Consider the following 24,538-nt stretch of genomic DNA (forward strand, 5'->3'; position numbering starts at 1 on the left):
TTTGGGGGCCACAAACCCAAGGCGATATTTAAAACATTTATTTGTCAGTGACTTATGTTAATAATACGAGTCCTCTTCTGGGCACCATTTTTCAATCGACGCACAACGCGGGATTTCCCGGCGCTTCGGTTTGGCGAAGATCGCTTTTGGCTTACGCTGCCAGTCTAACCACGTTGCGACCGCTGTTCTTCGCCTCGTATAAAGCGTGATCTGCGCGGGCCATCAGGCTTTCCACGGTCTCCTCGCGGTGTAGCTGCGATACGCCGACGCTCACCGTGACCCCGATCGACTTTCCATCGATCATTATCGGCTCGGCCTCGATCGCGGCCCGCATCCGGGCGCAAGCTTCCATGGCTTCCGCTTGATTGGCGGCTGGCAGGATGACGCCGAATTCCTCTCCGCCGATGCGGCCAACCAGATCCCGCGCGCGAAACGTCGCGACCGCTCGCCTTGCGACTTCGGCGATCACTGCGTCGCCGGCGGCGTGCCCATAGGTGTCGTTGATCGACTTGAACCGATCGATGTCGAAAATGGCATAGGCCAGTTCCTTGCGCCCGTCGGACGATCGGGCGACCGAGCGGTGCAGGGCGTCCATGAAACCGCGACGATTGCTGAGGCCGGTCATCTCGTCGCTCGATGCGGTGCGCTGCAGCATGCGGCGCGCTTCGGCCTCGGCAGCGAGCGCGCGGCGCACGAGAATTGTTGCCCAGGCGGACAGGCCGAGCAGGAGAATGCCGATCAGGGTCAGAGCATATTGATAGCGTTCGTTCGCGACCGCCTTGGCCCGAGCGTCTTCCGTCTGAACGGCAAGAAGATCCTGCTCGATGGTTTCGATTCCGCGCAATTCCTCGAGGATCTCGTCCGTAGCGGTCCGGCCGGCGCCCGAGCCGACCCGCGCCAGCGCCGCAGCGTGGTCGCCCGAGCGTTTGAGCTCGACGATTTCTTCGAGGACCGAACTTAAATGCGCGATCTCGGTTTGCAGGCGGCCGATGCGCTGCTGTTGCTGGGGGTTATCGAGAGCAAGTTGCGTCAGGCGATCGAGACCCTCGCGCGAATCCACAAGGCCACGTTGATAGGGCTGCAGAAACGTCTCGTCCCCGGTCAGCAGGTATCCCCGTTCACCACGGACCATGCTGAGCGTGGCGACCTTCAGATCGTCGGTTTCGAGGAGAACCTGGAGCGTGTGGATTTGCCATTCGGCGGCGCGCTGCCGTTCCTGCGAACTGCCGACCGCACTCCAGCTGGCGCCGGTAAGCAGGGCGGCAAGCAGCACGACGCAGCCGATCAGGGCGTAACTGCGCCGATCCAGGCCCTTGCGACCGGCCAAACGGACGAGGAAATTCATGCAGGAGGCTTCCTTACTCCGACACGGGCTACGCGTTTTGCGTATAGGAAAGTTTAATTGTGACCGTGCGTCGCGCAAATGGATCGGTGGGCGGGCGCGGGCGGCATCCGGCGCTCGGTCGGTTGGCTATAGTCCTCCGAACAGGCCAGCCTGATAGTCGTGCACGGCTTGGGCAATTTCCTCCCTTGTGTTCATGACGAAGGGGCCGTGTGCTACCACAGGCTCGCCAATCGGATCGGCATGGCCGAACAGGATGCGGCAACCCTTTTCGCTCGTCGCTTCGATCCCGTCTCCGTCCGTCAGTCGTGCGAGCGTGTGCTCGAGCACCGGCCTCCCGCTGATCGCCGCTTCGCCTTCGACCGTGTAGAACAGCACGTTGCGCCCAGAAGGGACAGGCAGGTCGGCGTGGCCACCGGGCTCGATCGAAACGATCCCCAGCATGACATCCGTCAGGGAATGGATCGGCGCGTCCTGCGTCCCCGACACCACACGCATCGAAACGCCCTTGCCCGGACTGCTTTGCGCCATGTCGGCGGCGGGCACCGGCGTATAGGCCGGGGCGGTCATCTTGAGCCTCGCGGGCAGGTTGACCCACAATTGCAGGATTTCCAGCGCGCCGCCATCTTGCTTGAACTGCTCGGGCGAAAGCTCGGCATGGACGAGCCCGCTCCCCGCCGTCATCCACTGGACTCCGCCCGTTTCGACCACGCTTGCGCCCGAACCGCTGTCGTGATGAGCCAGGCTTCCGGCGAGGATGAAGGTCACCGTTTCGAAGCCGCGATGCGGATGGGGTCCGAAGGGCAGGCCGCGATTGGGCGAGGGATAGGTCTGCGGCCCGTGATGGTTGAGAAACAGGAACGGATCGACTTGCGGCAGGCCCTGGCCGGGCAGGGGCCTGCGAGTCACGAGATCCTGGATATCGTCGCGCATCGCGCGGTGGAGCGACAGGATTTCGCGGCTGCTCATTTCTGCATCCCCGGTACCAAGGGAGCGGGCCCGGCAGGGACGATCCCATGCGGATTTATCCGCTCGTGGCTTTCGTAATAATGATGCTTGATGTGCCGGAAATTGACCGTTTCCGCAATTCCGTCGAGCTCGTAGATCCGGCGGGTCAGCGCGGACAGATTGGGATAATCGGCGATCCGGCGGACATTGCATTTGAAATGCGTGTGATAGACCGGATCGAAACGGATCAGCGTGGTCCACAGGCGGATGTCGGTCTCGGTCAGGCGATCGCCGACCAGCCAGTCCTTTCCCTCGAGCCGCTCTTCAAGTTCGTCCAGCATTGCGAACAGGGGCGTCACGGCCTTGTCGTAGGCGTCCTGCGAAGTGGCGAAGCCCGCCTTGTAGACGCCGTTATTGACCGCGTCGTAAATCCGGTCGTTCAGCGTATCGATCTTGTCCCGATAGCTTTCCGGATAAAGATCGAGATCGTTCGCCCCGCAGGCATCGAACGCGCTGCCGAGCATGCGCATGATGTCCGCGCTTTCATTGTTCACGATGGTTTCGGTGCGCGTATCCCACAGCACCGGCACGGTGACGTGGCCCGAATAATCGGGCTTGGCATGCGTGTAGAGCTGGTGGAGATTGTCGGCGCCGATGGCGGGATCGCCGGTGACGCATTCGCCGTCGCGGAACGACCAGCCGCCCTCCTTCATCAGCCAGTGGACGACGTTCAGCTCGATCGCATCGGTCAATCCTTTCAGATGGCGCACGGCATTGGCCCGGTGCGCCCAGGGGCAGGCGAGGCTGATATAAAGGCGGTAACGGCCCGGCTCGGCGGCGAACCCGCCGTCGCCGGTGGGACCGGCCGAACCATCGGGGGTGATCCAGCTTCGAAACGCGCTTTCGTCGCGTTCGAATTCGCCGCTCTCTTCGTCGTTATGCGCCCATTCGTCGTGCCAGGTACCGTTCTTGAGAAAACCCATGGTGCTCCAAGTCCTTTGATCGGAAAGAAGAATTGCTGCTCGTCGCGTCCAGCTGAAGTCCGGAGCGGGTGGATTGCCCAAGGCCCGTCGCAGCGAGAGGGGCCGTAGGCTACAGGATGCGAACGGGTGTGGCTGATAATCGTTTCGCGAAGTGGCGAGCCAAGCCCGCTTCGGCTAGAGGCCGATCCAACCTTTTCAGGATTCGGGCGAAAATACGTGGCACGCAAATATTCCAAGGGGAGGGCGCTGGACGAACGCATTCCCAATCAGGACGGGGACGAGGACAGTGACGGGGAGGCAGCGGCGCCTGTCGAGTGCTGGCTCTGCAGCCGTCCTCTGGGCGAGACAACGGTCCTGCATCATCCCGTACCGAAAAGCCGGGGCGGGCGCGAGGTCGTGCCGATGCACCCCATCTGCCAGCAAACGCTGATCGCCAATTTCAGCAATTCCGAATTGCAGCGCCATGGCCTCGACGTGGAAGCGATTCTGATGAATCCCGACATGCGCAAATTCGTGGACTGGGTCGCCAAGAAGGAACCCGATTTCCACGCCGCTCCGGCCAAGAAGAAGCGCTGACGCTCTGGGGCTCGGCGAAGACCGCTACGCAGAATGACCATGACCCAGCCGACACATCAAGGCGCATCGCCGATCTGCGTAGCCGCGCTGTATCGCTTCGCACCGCTTTCGCGGCTCGGAGAGGTCCGAGACGCTCTGAAAAAGGTGTCCGACGAGCAAGGTATCAAGGGCACGCTGCTGCTGGCAGGCGAAGGCATCAACGGCACGATTGCGGGGTCGAGAGCGGGTATCGATCGGGTCCTCGATCATATCCGCAACTGGCCCGGTTTCTCCGATCTCGATGTAAAGTTTTCGAGCGCGACGACGATGCCGTTTCATCGCATGAAGGTGCGCGTGAAGCAGGAAATCGTCACCATGGGGCAGCCCGATCTCGACCCGGCGAGCGATGCGGGCACTTATGTCGATCCGCAGGACTGGAACGCGCTGATCGACGATCCCGATACGATCGTGATCGACACGCGCAACGATTACGAGGTTTCGATCGGCTCGTTCGCAGGGGCCGTCGATCCAATGACCGCCAGCTTTCGCGATTTTCCAGACTGGTTCGCGCGCGAACGTCAGCGCCTGCTCGGATCCGGCAAGCCGCCGAGAGTGGCCATGTTCTGCACCGGAGGCATTCGCTGCGAAAAGGCGTCCGCCTATCTGAAGAGCGAAGGGTTAGACGATGTCTATCACCTCAAGGGCGGGATTCTCGCCTATCTGGAGCATGTGGCTGAAGAAGAAAGCCGGTGGCAGGGCGAGTGCTTCGTATTCGACCAGCGTGTCGCCATCGGGCACGGCCTGTCGGCGGGCACGCACGAGCTGTGTTTCGCATGCCGCCGCCCTGTAAGCCCGGCAGACAGGCTTTCGCCGCTTTACGAAGCGGGCGCCAGCTGCGCAGCCTGCCATGGCGAAAGGGACGAGCGGCAGCGCGCGTCCTATCGCGAGCGCTATCGCCAGGAATTGCGCGCGGCGGAGCAGGGACGTGCTCACGTAGGAGCGACCCTCGAAGCGACGGGGCGTGACCATGTCGGCTGAACCGGTCCTCTACAGTTTCCGCCGCTGTCCCTATGCAATCCGCGCAAGGCTCGCTCTGGCGATTAGTGCAACGCCCTACGTGCTGCGCGAAGTGCATCTGGCGCGCAAACCGGCAGAGATGCTGGAGGCATCGCCCAAAGGCACGGTTCCGGTGCTCATCCTCGCCGATGGTACCGTGATCGAGGAAAGTATCCAGATCATGCGCTGGGCCTTGCAATGCAACGACCCCGAAACCTGGCTGCAACGCGATGACACTGCCCTGATCGCGCGCAATGACGGGCCGTTCAAGCACGATCTCGATCGGTACAAATATCCGGACCGCCACGGGTCCGACGCCATGGCGCATCGTCAGCAGGGAATGGAATTCCTGCACGTGCTAGAGGCGAGATTGACGGAGCAGGCATATTTGTGCGGTTCGACGCGCGGCATCGCTGACGCAGCGATCATGCCCTTCGTTCGGCAATTCGCAGCGGTCGATTCCGACTGGTTCGCGACCCAACCGATCCCGCGCGTCCGGTCATGGCTGGCCGAGGCCCTTGCATCGGAGCTGTTCTCCGAAGTCATGCTCCGCGTCGCCCCATGGGCGCCAGGCGACGACAATCTTGTCATAAGGGGTCGGCAAGAAAGCTAAGTCGGGCGATTAGTCGGCCAATCGAAGCGTCCCGCCTGGGGAGGGCCGTCCGAACCGCCACACCAGCGCCGAGTGGATCGTGCTCGCGCGGAAAGCTTCCTAGTATAGCCGATCCTTAACGCCTGCCTCCGACGACGCGCAGTTCGTGCCCGCTCTGCACTGTCGAAACATTGGTGCGGCGGCTGGTGCGGAAAGTTTCGACGGACTGGATGAGGTGATCGGCCTCCTGAGCGAGGTTTCGAACGGCTGCGGTCGTTTCCTCGACCATCGCGGCATTCTGCTGGGTGATGCCATCCATATCGCCTACCGCCAGGTTGATCTCGCCAAGCGTGACGGCTTGCTGACGGGTGGCCTCGCTGATTTCCGCGATCAGGGCGCCCAGCTCGTTCGTCTGGCCGACGATGCATTTGAACGCCTCGCCCGTTTCGGAAACCAAGGCAACGCCGCGATCGACTTGCTGTACCGATGCCTCGATGCGAGCCTTCACATCCTTGGCTGCATCCGCAGAGCGCTGAGCCAAGGCGCGAACTTCCGAGGCGACCACTGCGAAACCGCGCCCAGCCTCGCCGGCTCGGGCAGCCTCGACACCGGCATTCAGCGCCAGCAGATTTGTCTGAAATGCGATCCCGTCGATCACCGAGATGATCTCGCCGATCTCCCTGGAGGCGCGTTCGATATTGGCCATCGCCTGCGTCGCGTCGTCCACCGTTTTGGTGGACTTGTTCGCATTGTCGTTCGCTTCCTTCACGAGCTTTTCGGTCTGGGAAGCCGTGTCGGCGGAAGCGCGAACGGTCTGTGTGACCTGCTGCATCGCGGCGGCGGATTCTTCGAGGCTGGCAGCCTGCCGCTCCGTGCGGCTCGACAGATCGTCCGATGCTTCGCGGATGTCCCTGCACCCGGATTGGAGCGCGTCCGCAACCTCGGTTACCGACATCACCGATTGCATGATCTTTTCGGCGGCGCTGTTGTAGCTGATCCGCAAGGGCTCGAATTCGGGACTGAAGGCGGTGTCCAGCCGCGCGGTCAGATCGCCCTCTTCCAGGCGGGCCAAGCCGTGTGCGACCGCATCGATCATTCGACCGGTCTCGGAGAAATCCTGACACTGGACGAGCAGGGCGTCCGCGCCTTCCTGAGGAAGCGGGATCAGAGTGACGATCATGCGTACGCGTTCTCCGCCACGCACATTGAACCATTCGAAGCGCGCGAAGCCTTCGGCAAGTGCTTGCTGGACCCGTTCTCCGACGTGCTCCATACTCGGGCGGCCATCCGCCTGGGTTTCGGCGGAAAAGACCGCCGGGTTTTGACCGATCAGTTCAGCGCGCGGGACGCCGTAGACCTGTTCGGCTGCGGCGTTGCATTCGACGAAAGCGCCTTCCTTCATCAGCAGGATGGCATCTGGCGAAAACCGGTAATTCGCAAGCGCGGCACGGGTTTTCAAATCGGGCGTTGGGCGGCGAAAGATCATGTGCGCGAATTCGCATATTACGTTTAAAAAATGGTTTCCGGTATCCGACAAGAGCGCTGACCCCGGCGCATTCTCGATTTGGTGCGGCGGCCTTGGTGAGCCAGCGAATGGAAATCGAAGCATCAATTCGCCCGGAAAGAGCGACCGGGGTTCGCTCCTTGAGGCTCTCCTGTTTTGCGATCCTCGCGCCAGGGAAGCCCGGTTTCGTACGCGCGCTCGGGCGCTGAAAGGGGCTTGGGAAGGTGAATTCGACGCGTTTCTGCTGCGCTTGCTCTTGCGATGGAGCGGTATGCGTGTGTAACGGGGAAAACCACGCTCGCGCTGAATTTCTCTCCGGACGCTTCCGCTGAAAAGCGAGCGGAGAGGCGGCGCACTAACAGTCAAATGCCAGCAATGGGTGATCGCTCCTGCCGATGGTTGTTCCATTGACACTGTTCTTGCTCATCGCGCTCCCTTTCGTGGCTTCGCTGGCGATTGCCGTTCTGGGCGGGCGCGGGCGGGTCTGGCATTCAGGCATCGCCGCGCTGGCGAGCGCGATCGGCCTTGCGGTTATCGTCTCTCTCGCGCCGTCGATCCTGAGCGGACGAACCGCGACGGCTTCGGTCCCCTGGGTGCCCGCTCTCGGCCTCGATCTGTCGCTGATGATCGATCCGCTGGGGTTGATGTTCGCCGGAATGATCCTGGGCATCGGATTGCTGGTGGTAATCTTCGGCCATTTCTACCTCGCCGCGGGCGAAGCGACGGGGCGGTTCTTCGCCAGCCTGATGCTGTTCCAGGGCGCGATGCTGGGGATCGTGATTTCCGGCAACGTTTTGCTGCTCCTGATCTTCTGGGAGCTGACGAGCCTGTCCTCCTTCCTCCTCATCGGGTTCTGGCGCCACAAGGCGGAGGCGCGGCAGGGTGCGCGCATGGCGCTGGCCATTACGGGCGGGGGCGGCCTGTTGCTGATCGCGGGCGTGGTCATGCTGGGCCTGACGGTCGGGTCGTTCGATCTGGCGACGATTTTGGCGAGCGGAGATGCGGTGCAGGGCTCGCCGCTCTACCCCGCGATCCTTATACTGATCCTGCTCGGCTGTTTCACCAAGTCGGCCCAATTCCCGTTCCATTTCTGGCTGCCGCACGCGATGGCCGCGCCCACGCCCGTCAGCGCCTATCTCCATTCCGCCACCATGGTGAAGGCGGGCGTGTTCCTGATCGCGCGTTTCTGGCCGGTGCTGTCGGGCACCGATCTCTACACGATCATCGTAACAAGTGTGGGCCTCGTCACCATGACGTTCGGCGCGTGGGTGGCGCTCTTCAAGCATGATCTGAAGGGCATCCTCGCCTATTCGACCATCAGCCAGCTCGGCCTGCTTGTCATGCTGCTGGGCTTCTCGCTCGAAGCGGCGGCAGCCGTCGCGGTGCTGCACATTCTCAACCACGCGGCGTTCAAGGCCGCCCTGTTCATGTCGGCGGGCATCGTCGATCACGAGACCGGCACGCGCGACATCCGCAGGCTGGGCGGGCTTGCCAAGGTGATGCCGGTCACCGCGACGCTGGCGACGCTCGCCGCCGCCGCGATGGCGGGCCTGCCGCCGCTGGGCGGCTTCATCTCGAAGGAATTGATGCTCGGCGAAACGCTGGAAGTGGGCCTGTTCGGCCTGCCCTGGCTGGTGCCGGTGGTGGCGACGATCGCCGCGACGCTTTCGGTCGCCTATTCGCTGCGTTTCGCCCTGTTCCTGTTCTTCGGGCAGGCGCGCGATCCCGAACCCCATGCCCGCGCGCACGATCCGGGTGGGGGAATGTGGCTGCCCGCCGCTCTGCTGGTGCTGATCGCCGTGCTGCTGGGCCTCATACCCGGCCTGCTCGCCGGATCGCTGGTCGCGTCGGTCAGCGCGGCGGTGGTCGGCGGCGCTGCGCCCTATGTGGGACTGTATCTATGGCACGGCATCAATCCCGCGCTGGGCATGAGCGTGCTGGCCGTGGCGATCGGGCTCATCGTGCTGTGGCGTTATGCGCCGATCCTGCGCCGCTACGAAGCGGTGCGGCATCTCGACGCCAAGACCATTTTCGAAAGCGCTTTGGGGCGGATCAATCGCGCGGTGCGCAGGCTGACCGTGGCGATCCATGCGCCCTCGCTTCAGCGCATGCTGATGCTGGTGGCCGCCGTAATGGTGCTGTTCGCGATCGAGGCTATCGGGGCAGGGGGCGTCTTCACCGGGCCGCGCGAGGGGGTCGAGGCATCGCCTGCGGCGATTCTCGCTTGGGCATTGCTGATCGCGGCGACGGGCGCGGTGCTGCACGCACAGCACCAGCGATTTCGCGTGCTCATCTATATCAGCGTCATCGGCCTCGTCATATCGCTCGCCTTCGTGCACCTGTCCGCGCCCGACCTTGCGCTCACGCAGATCTCGGTCGAGGTGGTGACGATCCTCCTCCTGCTGCTAGCGCTCAATCTTCTTCCCAAGACGCCGCCCGCATTGTCGAGCGTGACGCGCCGCGTGCGCGATGGCGCGCTGGCCGTGATGGGTGGGACGGCCATGGGCGCGATCGCCTGGGCGATGCTGACGCGAAATCCCAACGATCCGATTTCGCAATATCACCTCGCCAACAGCTATTCGGGCGGGGGCGGCACCAATGTGGTCAATGTCACGCTGGTGGATTTCCGTGCCTTCGACACGCTGGGCGAGATCATCGTGCTGGGTATTGCGGGCCTCGCGATCTTCGCGCTGCTGTCCACCACCTCGCGTGGCCATGCCGGCCATCGCCTGCGCACATGGCAGGAGGACATGCCGCATTCGCCCGAAAGCCATCCGGTGATGTTCGTGATGGCCACCCGCATCCTGCTTCCGCTCACGCTGACGGCGGGGATCTACATCTTCCTGCGCGGCCACAACCAGCCCGGCGGCGGCTTCATCGCGGCCCTGGTGGTGGCGATCGCATTCATGCTGCAATATCTCGCTTCGGGATACGACTGGACGACCCGGCGTCGCCGCATATCGGAACACACACTGATCGCCTTCGGGGTCCTGATCGCGATGGCGACGGGATTGGGCTCGCTGCTGTTCGGCGCGAATTTCCTGGCCAGTGCCTTTGATCATTTCACGCTTCCGCTGGTCGGCAAGTTTGAGCTTGCGACGGCCCTGCTGTTCGATATCGGCGTGTTCTCCGTGGTTCTGGGCGCGATCATGCTGGCACTCGCCCAGTTGAGCCACATCGCCAAGCGGGCCGCGCGGGCCCATGCCAAGCGAAGCGATTCAACCGAACGGTCGGGCGATCGTGGGGAGCAGGCGCAATGACGCTCGAATTCCTCATTGCAAGCGCCATCGGCGTCCTCGTCGCCGGCGGGATCTACCTGATCCTGCGCGCGCGGCTCTTCGCGGTCGTTCTGGGGCTGACTCTCTTCTCCTACGCGGTGAACCTGTTCCTGTTCGCGTCGGGCCGGCTGGTCGTCGATGCGCCGCCGATCTGGTCGTATGACGTGGACACCTATACCGATCCGCTGCCTCAGGCGCTGGTGCTGACGGCCATCGTCATCACCTTCGGCATGACCGCTTTCGTCGTGATCCTCGCTCTGCGCAGCTTCCTCGAAACCGGCAGCGACCATGTCGACGGGCATGACGTGCCGACCGACGATCAGGCGGGAGGCGGCGAATGAGTTTCGCGTCCTCTTTGGCCTCCCAACTGGTGCTAGCGCCGATCGCGCTGCCTGCCCTCGCGGCGCCGCTGGCGGTGTTGCTGATGCTGCGCCGCCGTGCTGCCGGAGTGGCGGTCAGCTTCGCGTCCTGCCTCGCCGTTCTCGGGGTGGCGATCGCGCTGCTCGTCCTGTCGGCAGACGGTACGGTCAGGACTTACGAGGTGGGCGACTGGCCCGCGCCGTTCGGCATCGTGCTCGTTCTGGATCGCCTGTCCGCCATCATGCTGACGCTGACGGCGGCGCTGGCGCTGATCGCGCTGGTGCACGCCACTGTCACGCGGGTCGATCGGGACGGCTGGCATTTCCATCCGCTGTTCCAGTTCCAGCTGATGGGCTTGAACGGCGCGTTCCTGACCGGCGACCTGTTCAACCTGTTCGTGTTCTTCGAAGTGCTGCTTATCGCGTCCTACGGCCTGATGCTGCATGGGCAGGGTCCTGCGCGGTTGAAGGCAGGGGTCCAGTACGTCGTCGTCAATCTCGTCGGATCGTCGATCTTCCTGCTCGCATTGGGCCTGCTCTATGCGCTGACGGGTACGCTGAACATGGCGGATATGGGCGTTCGCATTCCGGCTATCGGGGCCGACGATCAATGGCTGCTGCGCATTGCCGCGCTGCTGCTGTTCGTCGTCTTCGCGATCAAGGCGGCGATCGTGCCGCTGCATCTGTGGCTGCCGCGCACCTATGCCGTCGCAACGCCCGCCGTCGCCGCCCTGTTCGCCATCATGACCAAGATCGGCGTCTATTCGATCATCAGGGTCACGCCGCTGATCTTCGGGGACGATGCCGGATCGGCCGCCTGGGCGCCCGCGCCTTATCTGCTGCCCGCCGCGATGGTGACGGCGCTGCTGGGCTTTGGCGGCGTGTTCACCGCCCGCAGCCTGTCCGAACAGGCGGCCTATGCGATCATCGGCTCCACCGGCACGTTGATGATCGCCGTCGCCGGATGGCAGGCCGATACTGTGGGGGCGGCGCTGTATTACCTCGTGCATTCGACGCTGGCCGGAGCCGCGCTGTTTCTGATCGCGGACGTCGTCGCGCGCCGACGCGCGGGCTTCGTCGATCATGCCACGCCCGGCCCGGTCTTCGCGCATCGGCAGAGCGTGGCGATCCTCTTCATGGTCGCCGCGATCGGCGTGACCGGCCTGCCGCCGCTGTCCGGCTTTATCGGCAAGCTGCTGATCCTCGACGCCGTGGCCGACCTGCCGCTATGGGGTTGGGCGTGGACGGTGATCCTGCTGACCACGCTGATCGGAGTGATCGGTTTCGCGCGTGCGGGCAGCACGGTGTTCTGGAAGGACACCCCTCTGGATGAAGGAGACGGCGCCATGGCAGTGCCTTCGCGCGCGGACATGATCGCGCCCGGCGCCCTCCTCGTGCTGCTGGCCGCCCTGTCGGCGGCGGCCGGTCCGGCAACCGCCTATGCGGACGCGGCGGCTGCGCAATTGCTCGATTCCGCCGCGACCGCGCGCGCCGTATTGGACAACGGATAGCATCGTGCGGCGCATCATTCCCCATCCCGGCCTGTCGGTCCTGCTGCTGATCGTATGGATGCTGCTGCAGAACACGCTCAGCTTCGGTGCGCTGGTGGTCGGCATCGTTATCGGCATTCTCGTTCCGATCTTCACCGCGCCGTTCTGGCCCGGCCGCCCGAAGATCGGCTTCCTCCACGGCCTCGCCTATCTGGCGCTGGTGCTGTGGGACATCGTCGTCGCCAATTTCGAAGTCGCCTGGATCATCCTGTTCAAGCGCAATCGCGATCTCAAGTCGGCCTGGCTGGTCATTCCGATCGAGCTGGATACGCCCGAAGCGATCACCGTGCTTGCCGGTACGATCAGCCTGACGCCAGGCACGGTGACGTCAGACGTTTCCGCCTGCGGCGATTTCCTGCTGGTCCACGCGCTCGACAGCGCGGATCCTGCCGCAGATATCCAGCGGATCAAGACCCGCTACGAAGCGCGCCTGAAAAAGGTGTTCCGATGATCCAGTTCGCCATCGTCTTCGGCTTTGTCGCCCTGTCGCTCTCGCTTGCGCTCAATCTGTGGCGCCTGCTGCGCGGGCCTTCGGTGGGGGATCGCATCATCTCGCTCGACACGATGGTGATCAATGCGATCGCCTTCATCGTGCTGATCGGGATCGCTCTGGCGGACGACACCTATTTCGAAGCGGCTCTCCTTCTGGCGATGGTCGGTTTCGTCGGCACGGTGGCCTATTGCAAGTTCATCCTGCGCGGGGACATCGTCGAATGAGCTGGCTGGCACCAATCGCCGAATTCGTGGCTGCGTTCGTGATCGTGCTGGGCGCGGCCTTCGCGCTGATCGGAAGCTGGGGGCTGGTGCGCCTGCCCACGCTGATGGAGCGGTTGCACGGTCCGACCAAGGCGACGACTTTGGGTGTCGGAGGGATATTGGTCGGCTCGATCCTGGTCTCCCGGCTTGAGCAGGGGGCGTGGAGCGGCCATGAATTGCTGATCACGCTCTTCCTTTTCATCACCGCGCCGATCGCCGCCAACATGATGGCTAAAGTGCACCTGCACCGTCTGCGGCTGCGCGACGCGGCGATCTCGCCCGGGCCAGCCGGCGCCCCGCCCGAGCCCGGCGGCGAAGCGGGCTGGGCGACGTACGAAGCGCCCCAGCCGGACACGGCGGTCGCGACGTCGCGGGAATAGGCATTGCAAACACGATCCGGCTCAGATCGAAAAGCCGTTGCGACGCGGCGCAAGGTCCTGGGCCTGGGACTGGGCATGGCCTTTACCGCCGCGCTTCCCGCATGCAGCCGAGAGAGCGGCGATGGCCGCTTCAAAGTGGTCACCAGCTTCACCGTCATTGCGGATATGGCGCGCAACGTGGCGGGCGATGCGGCAGTGGTTGAATCGATCACCAAGGCCGGCGCTGAAATCCACAATTACCAGCCCACGCCGCGCGATCTCGTCGCGGCGCAGGATGCGGATCTGATCCTGTGGAACGGCCTCAATCTGGAACTGTGGTTCGGCCAGTTTCTCGACAATCTCGGCGATATTCCCGATGCGGTGGTGTCCGATGGCGTCGAACCGATCGGGATCGGCACCGGCCCCTATAGCGGCAAGCCCAATCCGCATGCTTGGATGTCGCCCGACGCGGCGCTCGTCTATGTCGACAATATCGCCGCCGCCTTCGCGCGGCATGATCCCGAAAACGCCGCCAGCTATGCCGCCAATGCGGACGCCTACAAGCAGCGCATTCGCGAGGCCATCGACCCGATCCGCGCCCGTTTCCGCGAGATTCCGGCCGAACGCCGCTGGCTCGTCACCAGCGAAGGCGCCTTCAGCTATCTCGCGCGCGATTTCGGCCTTCGGGAACTGTATCTCTGGCCGATCAACGCCGATCAGCAGGGCACGCCGCAGCAGGTGCGCCGCGTGATCGACCGGATGCGCGAAAACGCAATCCCCACCATCTTCAGCGAAAGCACCATCTCGCCCGACCCCGCCAGACAGGTCGCACGCGAGACGGGCGCGCGGTACGGCGGCGTGCTCTATGTGGATTCGCTCAGCGAAGCCGGGGGCCCGGTGCCGACCTTTATCGATCTGTTGCGCGTAACGTCGCAGCGGATCGCGGACGGGCTGACCGGTTGAGCGTCGAGGGAACCGAACCGGGCTCGGGCATCCGGGTCGCCAATGCGAGCGTGACCTATCGCAACGGCCACACGGCCCTCGTCGATGCGAGCTTTGCCATTCCGACGGGATCGATCACTGCGCTGGTCGGCGTGAACGGGGCGGGCAAATCCACTCTGTTCAAGGCGATCATGGGCTTCGTGCCGGTATCGCAGGGATCGGTCGCGGTGCTGGGCCGCCCCGTGCGCCGGGCGCTCAAGGAAGGGCTGGTCGCTTACGTTCCACAAAGTGAGGATGTGGACTGGAACTTTCCGGTTCTCGTCGAAGATGTGGTGATGATGGGCCGCTATGGCCGCATGGGTCCGCTCAGGATCGCGCGCGCAGCCGATCGCGCCAAGGTTGCCGAAGCGCTCGACCGGGTGGGCATGACCGATTTCGCGCGCCGCCAGATCGGCGAGCTTTCGGGCGGACAGAAGAAGCGCGTCTTCCTCGCCCGCGCATTGGCGCAGGATGGGCAGGTGATCCTGCTCGACGAACCCTTCACCGGAGTGGACGTCACCACCGAGGATTCGATCGTCGCGCTGCTCAAGGAATTGCGCGCGGAAGGGCGCGTGATGCTCGTGGCGACGCACAATCTCGGCTCGGTGCCCCGGTTCTGCGACCGGGCGGTGCTGATCGATCGCACCGTGCTCGCCGCCGGGCCAACGGGGGAGGTCTTTACCGAAGACAACCTGCGCCGCACCTTCGGCGGCACGTTGCGGCGGTTCTCCTTGCGGCCGGACGAGGCCGAAGCCGACCGCGCGCAGAGGCCCGCGGCATCGACTCTCCTCTATGACGACGAGCATCCGCTGGTCCTCTACGATGATGACGATGACAGCGAGAACGAGAGCCCCACCCGATGAGCGGCGCGGCTATCGAACCCTTCGCTTACGATTACATGGTCAATGCGATGTGGGTGAGCGCGCTGGTGGGCGGCGTCTGCGCCTTTCTGTCGGCCTTCCTGATGCTCAAGGGCTGGTCGCTGATCGGCGATGCGCTGTCGCATTCGATCGTTCCGGGCGTGGCGGGCGCCTATATGCTCGGCCTGCCGTTTTCGCTCGGCGCTTTCCTGTCCGGCGGGCTGGCCGCGGGCTCCATGCTGTTCCTCAACCGCCGGACGAAGCTGAAGGAAGATGCGATCATCGGCCTGATCTTCACCTCCTTCTTCGGGCTCGGCCTGTTCATGGTCTCGATCTCTCCGACCTCGGTCGATGTGCAGACCATCGTCCTCGGCAATATCCTGGCGGTGACGGCGAGCGATACGGTGCAGCTCGTCATCATCGCGGGCGTCTCGCTCGTGATCCTGACCGCGAAATGGAAGGATCTGATGCTGGCCTTCTTCGACGAGAACCACGCGCGCGCGGTCGGCCTCGATCCCTCGCGGCTGAAACTCCTGTTCTTCACTCTGCTCGCAGCCTGCACGGTCGCGGCCCTGCAGACGGTCGGGGCCTTTCTCGTCATCGCTCTGGTCGTGACGCCGGGGGCGACCGCCTATCTCCTGACCGATCGCTTTCCCCGCCTTATCGCGATCAGCGTGGCGATCGGCGCGGTGTCGAGCTTTTCGGGCGCGTATCTGAGCTATTTCCTCGATGGAGCGACCGGGGGCGTGATCGTGGTGTTGCAGACGAGCCTGTTCCTGCTGGCGTTCGTCTTCGCGCCCAAGCATGGCCTGCTCGCCGCGCGGCGGCGGCGTCTGTCCGCGAGCGCTCCAGCGTGATGGACCCGCTTGCCCCCTTCGCCTTTGGATTCATGCAGCAGGCTTTCGTTATCGGCGTCTGCGTCGCGGTGCCGGCGGCGCTGCTATCCTGTTTTCTGGTTCTGAAGGGCTGGTCGCTGATGGGCGACGCGGTCAGCCACGCGGTCCTGCCCGGCATCGTGCTCGCCTATGTCGCGGGGCTGCCGTTGGCGATCGGGGCGTTCGCGGCGGGGATGAGCTGCGCGCTGGGCGTCGGCTATCTGAAGGAAAACAGCCGGATCAAGGAAGACACGCTGCTCGGCGTGGTTTTTTCCGGCATGTTCGGCCTCGGCATCGTGCTGATGACCAAGATCGAAACCGATGTGCATCTCGACCACATATTGTTCGGCAATATGTTGGGCGTAAGCGATAGCGAGATGATCGAGACGGGGGCCATCGCGCTGGTCGTATGCGGCGCGCTGCTCGCGAAATGGCGCGACCTACTTCTCCACGCCTTCGATCCGCAGCAGGCGCGCGCCATCGGCTTGCGAACCCGCTGGCTGCATTACGGGTTGTTGTGCATCCTCGCGCTGACCATCGTCGGTGCCTTGCGGGCCACCGGCATTATTCTGACCATCGCCATACTGATCGCACCGGGGGCGATCGCCTTTCTGGTGACCGACAGATTCGCCCGCATGCTCCCGATCGCGGTGGTCGTGGCAGTCGGGGCGACGATCCTGGGCGTGTGGCTCAGCTTTTTCCTCGACAGCGCGCCTGCGCCCACCATCGTCCTGCTGCTGACTGCGATCTTTATTGTCGCATTCGTCGCCCAAACCATGCGAGCGTCGCGCACGGCGTCAGCGGCTTCGCCCTAGGGTCAGACCGTTTCCGTTTTCAGGCGACGGGCCTGGAACGCGAAGCGCGCGGCCTTGCCGACATCGTTCTGGAACGAGGAATTGACGATCCCGCCGACCACCGATCCGACCAAGGGCACGATCATGCCCGCCCGGCTGCGGAAGCTGGCGAAGGCGATGGCGCGCGAGATGCGTTCCACCGCCTGGTCGACCATCGGCACGATCTGTTCGTGTTCGGCATCGACGAGGTTGCCGTCCGGCCCGATCGCCGCTTCGAGATCGGCGATGCTGGTGGTCCGCTCTTCGGGATCGTCCAATGCCGCGAGTTCGAGGATCTGGAGGCGGAACAGCTTTTCCGCCGGACCTTCGCCGTCATATCCGTAAGCGCGGCCGGTATCGCGGATCGTGCGCAAGGCGATGCCGATGGTGGCGGGGATATCCGCGCTCATCGACAGCGCGCCGCCGAGGCCCGCCGCCGCGCCGGTGCTGGCGCTGATGGTGCGGGCAGTGCGCGCGACGCTCTTGGCGGCTTCATGGGCGGCGGTGAGATCGCTCGGGTCGTGATTGAAGCGGACGAGCTGCGGCATACCGACCGCGCGGTCCAACCCTTGCAGCACGGCCTCGACCGCGCGTTTGGGAATGACGCTGGCGATCGCCTTGCCGAAGGGGTGGGTCAGCCGCTCGATCCCGCGCCCGAGGCGTGAAGGCTTGGCGGTGCGGAAGCGGCGTTGTTCGCGTTCTATATCCATGGCAATCGAATGGATGGCGGCCCATCGCGTTCCCCGAAACTGTTCGAGGTCAGGGACTTGCGCCCGAGCGACTCAGCGATCGGTCAGCTTGAACAGCCCCATCCCCGCCAGCATCGCGGCCACGAAGATCGCAGCGGGGGCGAGGGCGGTGCCGAGCGAAGCGATCGCAGGGCCGGGGCACAGGCCCGCCAGACCCCAGCCGATCCCGAACAGCACCGCGCCTCCGATCAGGCGGGCATCGACGAGGGCCGTGCCGGGCAAGTGAAAGTCGGATCCAGCCGCTGGTGCGGCCATCCGCCGCTGGACTATCCAGGCGACGGCCATGACCAGCATCGCGCCGCCCATGACGAAGGCAAGCGTCGGGTCCCAATCCCCGAACAGGTCGAGAAAGCCGCGCACCCGCGCCGGATTCATCATGCCTGACAATGCCAACCCTGCGCCGAAGATCGCTCCCGAAACGAGCGCCAGAAACGCCCGCATCATCACCAGCCATATCCCAGTGCATTCACCAGCGCGACGGTCGCGATCCCGCTCGCCATGAACACTCCCGTCGCGACCAGCGATCGCGGGCTCAATCGGCTCATCCCGCACACGCCATGCCCGCTGGTGCAGCCCGATCCCAGCCGCGTGCCGTACCCCACGAACAATCCACCCGCGACAAGCCAGCCCCAATGCGGCGGGAACACCGCCTCGATCGGTTCCACCGCGCCGAACAGGATCGCGCCGAGCACCAGCCCAGCCACGAACAGGATCGCGACAGGCCAGGGCGCGCCGCCGCGTTCGATCAGCATCGCCCGGCTCGCAAGGCCCGACACGCCCGCGATGCGCCCAAGGCCGAGCAGCATGATCGCTGCGGCGAGGCCGATCATCAGGCCGCCGAGAAACCCGTCGAGCGGGGCGGCATCAGGAAATCCGGGCAAGGTCATGAGGCAAGCACCACCAGCGTTGCGAGATAGGCCGCATAGGATAGCACCATCAACGCGCCCATCCACCGGGTCACCCGCTTAGCCGCCCAGGCGAGCACGAGCAGGAGCAGCGCGGCTCCGGTCATCACGCCCAGATCGAGCGGCAGCATTTCGCGCGTGATCGGTTCCGGCGCGAGGACCATGGTCGCGCCGCCGATGAACAGGATGTTGTAGAGGTTGGAGCCCGCGACATTGCCGAAAGCCAGCTCGCTCTCTCCCTTGCGCGCGGCCAGAACCGAAGCGACCAGTTCGGGCAGCGACGTCCCGATCGCGACCACGGTCAATCCGATCACCGTTTCGCTGAGGCCGAAAAGGCGCGCCAGGTCGATCGAACCGCTGACCAGCGCCTGGCCGCCGGCGATCAGGATGGCGAGACCGGCGATCGTCAGCAGGGACGGTTTGGTCCAGCCCGTCGGGGTCAGGTCGGCGCTTTCGGGATCGAATTCGGGATCGACGGGTGCGGTGCGTTCCGATTTCAGCGCCACGACGAGATAGATCGCCAGCGCCACCAGCATCGCGGCGCCGAGCAATGTCCCGGCCCAGGCGAACAGGGTCGCGCCCAGAAGCAGCAGGGCCGCCACCGCGCCCACCAGCGGATCGCGCAGCGCGCCCTTGCCGTCCAATACGAAGGGCGAGACCAGCGCCGCGCCGCCGAGGATCATCAGCGTGTTGGCGATGTTGGAGCCCACGATATTGCCCCAGGCGAGTTGCGGCGAATCCGCCAGCACCGCTTCCACGCTGGTCGCCAGTTCGGGCATCGACGTACCGAAGCCGACCACGACCACGCCGATCGCGAGCGAGGACAGCCGCGCCTTGACCGCCAGCAGGACCGAACCGCGCACCAGCAGCTCGCCGCCGAACACCAGAGCGGCAAGGCCGATCACAACGAGGAAGAGGGCGAATGCCATGGTGCAAGCCTATGAGAACGATTGAACCGGGTGCCGCGTCCGAACCGCTGTTCCGGCCGCGTTCGTCGCTCCTAGCCTCTCGATGCGCGCTGCGCCAGACTGCGGACACGCGCTGGCATCCAAGCCTCGAATGCCCTAATCTTGCGAAAAGAACGACCCGACAGGAGAGAGATATGACCAAGACCTACGCCAATCTGATCGACGGCGAGATGGTGACGAGCGAAGCGACGATCGACGTGCTCAACCCGGCGACGGAAGAGGTCATCGCCAAGGTTCCCGCCTGCGGAAAGGATGAGCTCGACCGCGCGGTCGATGCGGCGCGCGCTGCGTTCAAGAGCTGGCGCAAGACGACGCCGGAAGAACGCCAGAAAGTCGTTCTCGGCATTGCGGCGGCGATCAGGGACAATGCGGACGAATTGTTCCGCCTGCTCACCAGCGAGCAGGGCAAGCCGCATGCACAGGCGCAGCAGGAGATTTACGGCGCGGCAGGACTTGCCAAGGCGCAGTCGGGCCTGACGCTGGACGATGTCGTCAATCAGGATGACGATACGCGCCTGTCGCGCACTCGCCGCGTGCCCGTGGGCGTGGTCGGCGGGATCGTGCCGTGGAATTTCCCGATTATGATGGCGATCCAGAAGATCGTGCCCGCTCTGGTGGCGGGGTGCACCATCGTGCTCAAACCTTCGCCCTTCACGCCGCTGACGACGCTGCGCATCGCCGAACTGATCAAGGATGTGGTGCCCAAGGGCGCGGTCAACATCATCACCGGCGAAGACAGTCTCGGCCCGCTCATCACCGAACATCCCGGCATCGACAAGATCACCTTCACCGGATCGACCGCGACGGGGAAGAAGATCATGGAAGGCGCGGCGCGCGACCTCAAGCGCATCACGCTGGAGCTGGGCGGCAACGACGCCTCGATCGTCCTCCCCGATGCCGATGTCGAGAAGGTGGCAGAACAGCTGTTCTGGTCGAGCTTTTCCAATGCCGGCCAGGTCTGCATTGCGGCCAAGCGGATTTACATCCACGAAGACATCTACGACGATTTGTCGAAGGCCATTGCGGACTATGCGAAGGGCGTGACCGTCGGCGATGGATCGCAGCAGGGCACCGGGGTCGGGCCGATCCAGAACAGGAAGCAGTTCGAGCGGGTCTGCGAATTGATTCAGGATGCCAAGGACAATGGCTACAATTTCCTGACGGGCGGGGATACCGATCCTTCGGGTACCGGCTATTACGTGCCGATCACCATCCTCGACAATCCGCCGGAGGACGCGCGCATCGTCGCCGAGGAACAGTTCGGCCCGGTCATGCCGCTGATGAAATTTTCAAGCGTCGATGAAGCGATCGCGCGCGCAAATGCGTCGGAATACGGTCTGGCGGGCGCGATCTGGTCGAAGGACACTGACGCTGCGGTCGAAATCGCCGAACAGCTCGAAACCGGCACGGTGTGGATCAACGAATTCATGCACCTGTCGCCCTTCGCGCCCTTCGGCGGGCACAAGCAGTCGGGCTTCGGCGCGGAATACGGGATCGATGGGTTGAAGGAATTCACCTATCCGCAGGTCATCACGGTCAAGCGGGACGCGGTGGTCTGAGCGGAACGCTCGTCGCGGAGTTCAAGGGCGCAGCCTACGCCCCCTTGAACTCCGGCTTGCGCTTCTGGAGGAAGGCCATGCCGCCTTCCATCGCATCCTTGGAATTGCCCGCCACGCGTTGCGCTTCGGCTTCGTATTGGAGCGTGGTGGCGAAATCGGCTTCGAGACCGCGGCGGATCGCTGTCTTCATCTCGCCGAGCGCCACGGTCGGCCCGCCCGCAAGCTTCGCTGCCAGCGCCTTCGCCTCGTCCATTAGCGCATCGTCGGCGACGGTCTTGTAGATGAGGCCGATCCGCTCGGCCTCTTCGGCGGGGATCTTTTCGCCCAGCATCATCATCCGCGTGGCCTGCGCCTTGCCGACGAGGCGCGGCAGCATCCAGCTCGCCCCGCCATCGGGCACGAGGCCGATGTTGACGAAGGCCTGGAGGAAATAGGCGCTCGATCCGGCAATCACGAAATCGGTCGCCAGCGCGATCGAGCAGCCGATACCCGCCGCCGGGCCGTTGACGGCCGCGACCACGGGCACGGGCAGGCTTGCGAGCGCCATGACCATCGGATTGTAATGGCGGCCTAGCGCGGTGAAAGCGCCTTCGCCGCCGCCCAACGATCGTTCGCCCCGCGCGGCGAGATCCGCGCCCGAACAGAAGGCTCGGCCTGCCCCGGTGATCAACACGGCGCGCGCGCCGTCTAAATCGCGGATCGCGGCGAAGATCTCGTCCGCCATGTCGGGCGGGCAGGCGTTGAGCCGATCGGGCCGGTTCAAGGTGATCGTCAGCACGTCGCCTTCGCGCGCCGTCGTAATCAATTCGAAGCTCATCCTGTTCTCTCCCGCTCGAACGGTTTCAGGCCGCAACCTATCGTCGCGGCCCGGCCACGCAAGGGATCAGTTCGAAAGATCGACGATCCGCCGCATCAGCGCGCGCATTTCCTCCACGCGCCCGGACGGCAGATCGCCACGCGCGACCTTTTCCAGCGCGTGTTCGACCGCGATGATCTCATTCAAAATATCCTGCGCCGCATCGCGCGCCTGGAAGCGGCGGCGCGCATAGGCCCCGGCATGAAACAGCAGCGGCGGGACGTCATGCGCTTCGAAAGCGACGACTTCGCCCACCAGAATGACATGATCGCCGCCTTCGTATTCGTGCCGGGTCCGGCATTCGAAGCGGGCGGCGAAATCGGCGAAGAGCGGCGATCCCAGCTCGCCCGCCTCCCAATCGAGCCCCGCGAACTTGTCCGCGCCGGAGCGGGCGAAGCGATCCGACAGGTCCTGCTGGCTGGCGGCGAGGACGTGGATTGCGAAGTGACCGCTCTTCGTGAACGCCTCGCGCGATTGGGCGGATTTGGCCAGCGACCACAGCACCAGCGGCGGGTCGAGGCTGACCGAATTGAAGCTGCTCGCCGTAACGCCCACCGGCGCGTCGTCCTCAGCCAGCGTGGTCGCGATCGTCACGCCGGTCGCGAACGAGCCCAGCGCATCGCGAAAGGCGCGGCGCAGGGTTGCGGGATCGGATGGCTCGGCGGGCTGCATCGCGCCACCCGGTGGGGATTTGCGGGCCGATTGGCAAGCCCGCTTGCGCATGAGGGGCGCCCTCATTGCAGCGCCGGTCCCGCATCGCTACCTGTCCCTCGCAAGAGGAGATAGACCATGCGCGACTGCACCAAATTCTACATCGACGGCCAGTGGGTCGACCCTGTCGGCGAGGATACCCGCCCGGTCGAGAACCCGGCCACCGAAGAGACGATCGGCCATGTCAGCTTCGGCACCAAGGCCGATGTCGACAAGGCGGTGAAAGCCGCGCGCCGCGCTTTCGAAAGCTTCAGCCAGACCAGCCGCGAGGAACGCCTGACGCTGCTGCGCGCCATCCAGGCTGAGATCGAGAACCGCAAGGAAGAACTCGCGACCGCCGTCAGCGACGAGATGGGCGCGCCGATGTCCCTCGCCAACGGGCCGCATGTCGGCCTGCTCGCCGGGCACTGTGCGACTGCGATCGAGATCCTCGAACGCTTCGAATTCGAACGCCAGGACGGGCCGACTCTCCATGTCTGGGAGCCGATCGGCGTCGTGGGCATGATCACGCCCTGGAACTGGCCGCTGAACCAGATCGCCTGCAAGGTCTTCCCCGCGCTGGCGACGGGCAACACGATGATCTTGAAGCCCAGCGAGATCGCGCCCTTCAACGCCTATATCTTTGCCGAGATCTTGGATGCGGCGGGCGTTCCGGCGGGCGTCTTCAACCTCGTCAATGGTGACGGGCCGGGCGTGGGCGAGGCGATCAGCGGCCATCCCGATATCGACATGGTCAGCTTCACCGGATCGACGCGCGCCGGTGTCCTCATCGCCAAGAACGCTGCCGACACGGTCAAGCGCGTCGCGCAGGAACTGGGCGGCAAGAGCCCCAATATCGTGCTCGACGACAGCGCCTTCACCAAGTCGGTTATGCGCGGAACCACCGCGATGATGGGCAATTCGGGCCAGACCTGCACCGCGCCGAGCCGCATGCTGGTGCCGCACGCGCGGATGGAAGAAGCCAAGGCCGCCGCCAAGGAAGCCGCCGAGGGCGTGATCCCCGGCGATCCCAAGGGCAATGCCGCGATCGGCCCGGTGGTGAGCCGTCAGCAATGGGACAAGATTCAGGGCCTGATTGAAAAGGGTATCGAGGAAGGCGCGACGCTGGTCGCGGGCGGGCCGGGCAAGCCCGAGGGCCTCGAAACCGGCCATTACGTCAAGCCCACCGTCTTTGCCGACGTCACCAACGACATGACGATTGCGCGCGAGGAAATCTTCGGACCCGTGCTGACCATCCTGGGCTACGAGGATTACGACGACGCCATCCGCATCGCCAACGACACCGAATACGGCCTCGCCAGCGCGATCACGGGCGAGGATATCGAAACCGCCCGCAGCCTTGCCAAGCGCATCCGCGCAGGGCGGGTGGCGATCAATGGCGGCTACGACATGAATGCGGCGTTCGGCGGCTACAAGAAATCGGGCAATGGCCGCGAATGGGGCGAATTCGGCTTCCACGACTTCCTCGAAGTCAAAGCCGTGATGGGTCATAGCTGATGGCGGGCCGTCATTTCGACGAATGGGAACTCGGCGACCGGATCGAGCACGAGATCCGCCGCACGGTCACGGAGACGGACAATCTGTTCTTCACCACCATGACTCACAATCCCCAGCCGCTCCACCTCGATGCGGAAGCGGCGAAGGGCAGCGAGTTCGGACAGATCCTCGTCAACGGCACCTACACCTTCGCGCTGATGGTGGGCCTGAGCGTGGGCGACACCACGCTGGGGACGCTGGTGGCCAATCTGGGCTACGACAAGCTGGTCATGCCCAAGCCGGTCTTCATCGGCGACACGCTCCATGCCACGAGCGAGGTGATCGGTTTGCGGCCCAGCAAATCGCGCCCCGAAACCGGGATCATCACTTTCCTGCACGAGGCGATCAACCAGCGCGGCGAAGTCGTGTGTCGCTGCGAACGTTCGGCCCTTTTGAAAAAGGCCGAGCAGGCATAACCTTTTG

Annotated in this window: 26 protein-coding genes; 16 read left to right on the forward strand and 10 right to left on the reverse strand. The window is 64.4% G+C overall.

What is annotated here, in order from left to right; all coding sequences use genetic code 11:
* Nucleotides 1–151: 151 nt before the first annotated feature.
* The 3 genes from J7347_RS11955 to J7347_RS11965 form a co-directional block, all read right to left on the reverse strand.
* Nucleotides 152–1,345 carry a diguanylate cyclase gene (locus J7347_RS11955; protein WP_209162302.1) on the reverse strand — a complete coding sequence of 398 codons (1,194 nt, stop codon included), beginning with the start codon at nucleotides 1,343–1,345 and terminating at the stop codon, nucleotides 152–154.
* A 126-nt stretch (nucleotides 1,346–1,471) separates the two neighbouring features.
* On the reverse strand, nucleotides 1,472–2,311 hold the full coding sequence (locus J7347_RS11960; protein WP_209162303.1) for a pirin family protein: 840 nt from the start codon (nucleotides 2,309–2,311) through the stop codon (nucleotides 1,472–1,474).
* Nucleotides 2,308–3,273 carry a glutathione S-transferase family protein gene (locus J7347_RS11965; protein WP_209162304.1) on the reverse strand — a complete coding sequence of 322 codons (966 nt, stop codon included), beginning with the start codon at nucleotides 3,271–3,273 and terminating at the stop codon, nucleotides 2,308–2,310. The genes J7347_RS11960 and J7347_RS11965 overlap by 4 nt, the downstream gene beginning before the upstream one ends.
* A gap of 258 nt (nucleotides 3,274–3,531) precedes the next feature.
* On the opposite strand from J7347_RS11965, the gene J7347_RS11970 reads away from it, so the two are divergent.
* The 3 genes from J7347_RS11970 to J7347_RS11980 are packed head-to-tail and all read left to right on the forward strand — an operon-like array spanning nucleotide 3,532 to nucleotide 5,497.
* Entirely contained in the window at nucleotides 3,532–3,849 is a 318-nt protein-coding gene (locus J7347_RS11970) for a hypothetical protein (RefSeq protein ID WP_348521630.1), read from the forward strand.
* A gap of 33 nt (nucleotides 3,850–3,882) precedes the next feature.
* A complete protein-coding gene (locus J7347_RS11975; RefSeq protein WP_245174056.1) occupies nucleotides 3,883–4,866 on the forward strand; it encodes a rhodanese-related sulfurtransferase in 984 nt (327 codons plus the stop codon).
* Nucleotides 4,856–5,497, forward strand: a complete 642-nt coding sequence (locus tag J7347_RS11980) for a glutathione S-transferase (RefSeq protein ID WP_209162305.1) — start codon at nucleotides 4,856–4,858, stop codon at nucleotides 5,495–5,497. The genes J7347_RS11975 and J7347_RS11980 overlap by 11 nt, the downstream gene beginning before the upstream one ends.
* Nucleotides 5,498–5,612: 115 nt before the next feature.
* On the opposite strand, the gene J7347_RS11985 is transcribed toward J7347_RS11980, so the two are convergent.
* On the reverse strand, nucleotides 5,613–6,935 hold the full coding sequence (locus J7347_RS11985) for a methyl-accepting chemotaxis protein (RefSeq protein WP_245174057.1): 1,323 nt from the start codon (nucleotides 6,933–6,935) through the stop codon (nucleotides 5,613–5,615).
* A 464-nt stretch (nucleotides 6,936–7,399) separates the two neighbouring features.
* Here J7347_RS11985 and J7347_RS11990 point away from each other — a divergent pair, with 464 nt between their 5' ends.
* From J7347_RS11990 to J7347_RS12035, 10 genes are all read left to right on the forward strand, one after another.
* Nucleotides 7,400–10,240 carry a monovalent cation/H+ antiporter subunit A gene (locus J7347_RS11990; protein WP_245174058.1) on the forward strand — a complete coding sequence of 947 codons (2,841 nt, stop codon included), beginning with the start codon at nucleotides 7,400–7,402 and terminating at the stop codon, nucleotides 10,238–10,240.
* Nucleotides 10,237–10,599, forward strand: a complete 363-nt coding sequence (locus tag J7347_RS11995; protein WP_067679166.1) for a Na+/H+ antiporter subunit C — start codon at nucleotides 10,237–10,239, stop codon at nucleotides 10,597–10,599. The genes J7347_RS11990 and J7347_RS11995 overlap by 4 nt, the downstream gene beginning before the upstream one ends.
* Nucleotides 10,596–12,128, forward strand: coding sequence for a monovalent cation/H+ antiporter subunit D (locus J7347_RS12000; RefSeq protein ID WP_209162308.1), 1,533 nt, complete (start codon nucleotides 10,596–10,598; stop codon nucleotides 12,126–12,128). Before J7347_RS11995 ends, J7347_RS12000 begins: the two co-directional genes overlap by 4 nt.
* Before the next feature lie 4 nt (nucleotides 12,129–12,132).
* A complete protein-coding gene (locus tag J7347_RS12005) occupies nucleotides 12,133–12,618 on the forward strand; it encodes a Na+/H+ antiporter subunit E (protein ID WP_348521622.1) in 486 nt (161 codons plus the stop codon).
* Nucleotides 12,615–12,884, forward strand: a complete 270-nt coding sequence (locus J7347_RS12010) for a K+/H+ antiporter subunit F (RefSeq protein WP_209162310.1) — start codon at nucleotides 12,615–12,617, stop codon at nucleotides 12,882–12,884. Before J7347_RS12005 ends, J7347_RS12010 begins: the two co-directional genes overlap by 4 nt.
* The gene (locus J7347_RS12015; protein ID WP_209162311.1) at nucleotides 12,881–13,303 is read left to right on the forward strand and encodes a Na+/H+ antiporter subunit G; all 423 of its coding nucleotides are present in this window, start codon (nucleotides 12,881–12,883) and stop codon (nucleotides 13,301–13,303) included. The genes J7347_RS12010 and J7347_RS12015 overlap by 4 nt, the downstream gene beginning before the upstream one ends.
* Before the next feature lie 75 nt (nucleotides 13,304–13,378).
* Nucleotides 13,379–14,245, forward strand: coding sequence for a metal ABC transporter substrate-binding protein (locus tag J7347_RS12020; RefSeq protein WP_209162312.1), 867 nt, complete (start codon nucleotides 13,379–13,381; stop codon nucleotides 14,243–14,245).
* Nucleotides 14,242–15,126: a manganese/iron ABC transporter ATP-binding protein gene (locus J7347_RS12025; protein ID WP_209162313.1), complete on the forward strand. Its 885-nt coding sequence runs from the start codon at nucleotides 14,242–14,244 to the stop codon at nucleotides 15,124–15,126. The genes J7347_RS12020 and J7347_RS12025 overlap by 4 nt, the downstream gene beginning before the upstream one ends.
* Nucleotides 15,123–15,980, forward strand: coding sequence for a metal ABC transporter permease (locus J7347_RS12030; protein ID WP_209162314.1), 858 nt, complete (start codon nucleotides 15,123–15,125; stop codon nucleotides 15,978–15,980). The genes J7347_RS12025 and J7347_RS12030 overlap by 4 nt, the downstream gene beginning before the upstream one ends.
* A 32-nt stretch (nucleotides 15,981–16,012) precedes the next feature.
* On the forward strand, nucleotides 16,013–16,813 hold the full coding sequence (locus J7347_RS12035) for a metal ABC transporter permease (RefSeq protein WP_280635714.1): 801 nt from the start codon (nucleotides 16,013–16,015) through the stop codon (nucleotides 16,811–16,813).
* A gap of 2 nt (nucleotides 16,814–16,815) precedes the next feature.
* On the opposite strand, the gene J7347_RS12040 is transcribed toward J7347_RS12035, so the two are convergent.
* The 4 genes from J7347_RS12040 to J7347_RS12055 form a co-directional block, all read right to left on the reverse strand.
* Entirely contained in the window at nucleotides 16,816–17,541 is a 726-nt protein-coding gene (locus tag J7347_RS12040) for an EcsC family protein (RefSeq protein ID WP_209162315.1), read from the reverse strand.
* 72 nt (nucleotides 17,542–17,613) lie between these two features.
* A complete protein-coding gene (locus tag J7347_RS12045; RefSeq protein ID WP_082851283.1) occupies nucleotides 17,614–18,021 on the reverse strand; it encodes a DUF6691 family protein in 408 nt (135 codons plus the stop codon).
* Nucleotides 18,022–18,023: 2 nt separating this feature from the next.
* Nucleotides 18,024–18,467: a YeeE/YedE thiosulfate transporter family protein gene (locus tag J7347_RS12050; RefSeq protein WP_209162316.1), complete on the reverse strand. Its 444-nt coding sequence runs from the start codon at nucleotides 18,465–18,467 to the stop codon at nucleotides 18,024–18,026.
* Nucleotides 18,464–19,414, reverse strand: a complete 951-nt coding sequence (locus J7347_RS12055) for a calcium/sodium antiporter (RefSeq protein ID WP_209162317.1) — start codon at nucleotides 19,412–19,414, stop codon at nucleotides 18,464–18,466. Before J7347_RS12055 ends, J7347_RS12050 begins: the two co-directional genes overlap by 4 nt.
* 173 nt (nucleotides 19,415–19,587) lie before the next feature.
* On the opposite strand from J7347_RS12055, the gene J7347_RS12060 reads away from it, so the two are divergent.
* The gene (locus tag J7347_RS12060) at nucleotides 19,588–21,012 is read left to right on the forward strand and encodes an aldehyde dehydrogenase family protein (RefSeq protein ID WP_209162318.1); all 1,425 of its coding nucleotides are present in this window, start codon (nucleotides 19,588–19,590) and stop codon (nucleotides 21,010–21,012) included.
* 34 nt (nucleotides 21,013–21,046) lie between these two features.
* Here J7347_RS12060 and J7347_RS12065 read toward each other — a convergent pair whose 3' ends face one another.
* Nucleotides 21,047–21,829 carry an enoyl-CoA hydratase-related protein gene (locus J7347_RS12065; RefSeq protein WP_209162319.1) on the reverse strand — a complete coding sequence of 261 codons (783 nt, stop codon included), beginning with the start codon at nucleotides 21,827–21,829 and terminating at the stop codon, nucleotides 21,047–21,049.
* Nucleotides 21,830–21,895: 66 nt separating this feature from the next.
* The gene (locus J7347_RS12070) at nucleotides 21,896–22,540 is read right to left on the reverse strand and encodes a flavin reductase family protein (RefSeq protein WP_209162320.1); all 645 of its coding nucleotides are present in this window, start codon (nucleotides 22,538–22,540) and stop codon (nucleotides 21,896–21,898) included.
* A 117-nt stretch (nucleotides 22,541–22,657) separates the two neighbouring features.
* Here J7347_RS12070 and J7347_RS12075 point away from each other — a divergent pair, with 117 nt between their 5' ends.
* Together J7347_RS12075 and J7347_RS12080 are read left to right on the forward strand one after the other, a co-directional pair.
* The gene (locus J7347_RS12075) at nucleotides 22,658–24,076 is read left to right on the forward strand and encodes an aldehyde dehydrogenase family protein (protein WP_209162321.1); all 1,419 of its coding nucleotides are present in this window, start codon (nucleotides 22,658–22,660) and stop codon (nucleotides 24,074–24,076) included.
* A complete protein-coding gene (locus J7347_RS12080) occupies nucleotides 24,076–24,531 on the forward strand; it encodes a MaoC family dehydratase (protein WP_209162322.1) in 456 nt (151 codons plus the stop codon). The genes J7347_RS12075 and J7347_RS12080 overlap by 1 nt, the downstream gene beginning before the upstream one ends.
* Nucleotides 24,532–24,538: the final 7 nt, after the last annotated feature.

Source organism: Erythrobacter sp. A6_0 (genome assembly GCF_017744235.1).
Taxonomy (GTDB): domain Bacteria; phylum Pseudomonadota; class Alphaproteobacteria; order Sphingomonadales; family Sphingomonadaceae; genus Qipengyuania.

Excerpts from the sequence above, each read along its gene's own strand:
- J7347_RS12035 (WP_280635714.1), top strand. The coding sequence starts at position 16,013 with ATGCAGCAGGCTTTCGTTATCGGCGTCTGCGTCGCGGTGCCGGCGGCG.
- J7347_RS12070 (WP_209162320.1), bottom strand. The coding sequence starts at position 22,540 with ATGCAGCCCGCCGAGCCATCCGATCCCGCAACCCTGCGCCGCGCCTTT.
- J7347_RS12075 (WP_209162321.1), top strand. The coding sequence starts at position 22,658 with ATGCGCGACTGCACCAAATTCTACATCGACGGCCAGTGGGTCGACCCT.
- J7347_RS12045 (WP_082851283.1), bottom strand. The coding sequence starts at position 18,021 with ATGCGGGCGTTTCTGGCGCTCGTTTCGGGAGCGATCTTCGGCGCAGGG.
- J7347_RS12060 (WP_209162318.1), top strand. The coding sequence starts at position 19,588 with ATGACCAAGACCTACGCCAATCTGATCGACGGCGAGATGGTGACGAGC.
- J7347_RS12055 (WP_209162317.1), bottom strand. The coding sequence starts at position 19,414 with ATGGCATTCGCCCTCTTCCTCGTTGTGATCGGCCTTGCCGCTCTGGTG.
- J7347_RS12080 (WP_209162322.1), top strand. The coding sequence starts at position 24,076 with ATGGCGGGCCGTCATTTCGACGAATGGGAACTCGGCGACCGGATCGAG.
- J7347_RS11960 (WP_209162303.1), bottom strand. The coding sequence starts at position 2,311 with ATGAGCAGCCGCGAAATCCTGTCGCTCCACCGCGCGATGCGCGACGAT.
- J7347_RS11955 (WP_209162302.1), bottom strand. The coding sequence starts at position 1,345 with ATGAATTTCCTCGTCCGTTTGGCCGGTCGCAAGGGCCTGGATCGGCGC.
- J7347_RS11965 (WP_209162304.1), bottom strand. The coding sequence starts at position 3,273 with ATGGGTTTTCTCAAGAACGGTACCTGGCACGACGAATGGGCGCATAAC.
- J7347_RS11995 (WP_067679166.1), top strand. The coding sequence starts at position 10,237 with ATGACGCTCGAATTCCTCATTGCAAGCGCCATCGGCGTCCTCGTCGCC.
- J7347_RS12065 (WP_209162319.1), bottom strand. The coding sequence starts at position 21,829 with ATGAGCTTCGAATTGATTACGACGGCGCGCGAAGGCGACGTGCTGACG.
- J7347_RS12030 (WP_209162314.1), top strand. The coding sequence starts at position 15,123 with ATGAGCGGCGCGGCTATCGAACCCTTCGCTTACGATTACATGGTCAAT.
- J7347_RS11980 (WP_209162305.1), top strand. The coding sequence starts at position 4,856 with ATGTCGGCTGAACCGGTCCTCTACAGTTTCCGCCGCTGTCCCTATGCA.
- J7347_RS12000 (WP_209162308.1), top strand. The coding sequence starts at position 10,596 with ATGAGTTTCGCGTCCTCTTTGGCCTCCCAACTGGTGCTAGCGCCGATC.
- J7347_RS12040 (WP_209162315.1), bottom strand. The coding sequence starts at position 17,541 with ATGGATATAGAACGCGAACAACGCCGCTTCCGCACCGCCAAGCCTTCA.
- J7347_RS11975 (WP_245174056.1), top strand. The coding sequence starts at position 3,883 with ATGACCATGACCCAGCCGACACATCAAGGCGCATCGCCGATCTGCGTA.
- J7347_RS12050 (WP_209162316.1), bottom strand. The coding sequence starts at position 18,467 with ATGACCTTGCCCGGATTTCCTGATGCCGCCCCGCTCGACGGGTTTCTC.
- J7347_RS12010 (WP_209162310.1), top strand. The coding sequence starts at position 12,615 with ATGATCCAGTTCGCCATCGTCTTCGGCTTTGTCGCCCTGTCGCTCTCG.
- J7347_RS12015 (WP_209162311.1), top strand. The coding sequence starts at position 12,881 with ATGAGCTGGCTGGCACCAATCGCCGAATTCGTGGCTGCGTTCGTGATC.
- J7347_RS12020 (WP_209162312.1), top strand. The coding sequence starts at position 13,379 with ATGGCCTTTACCGCCGCGCTTCCCGCATGCAGCCGAGAGAGCGGCGAT.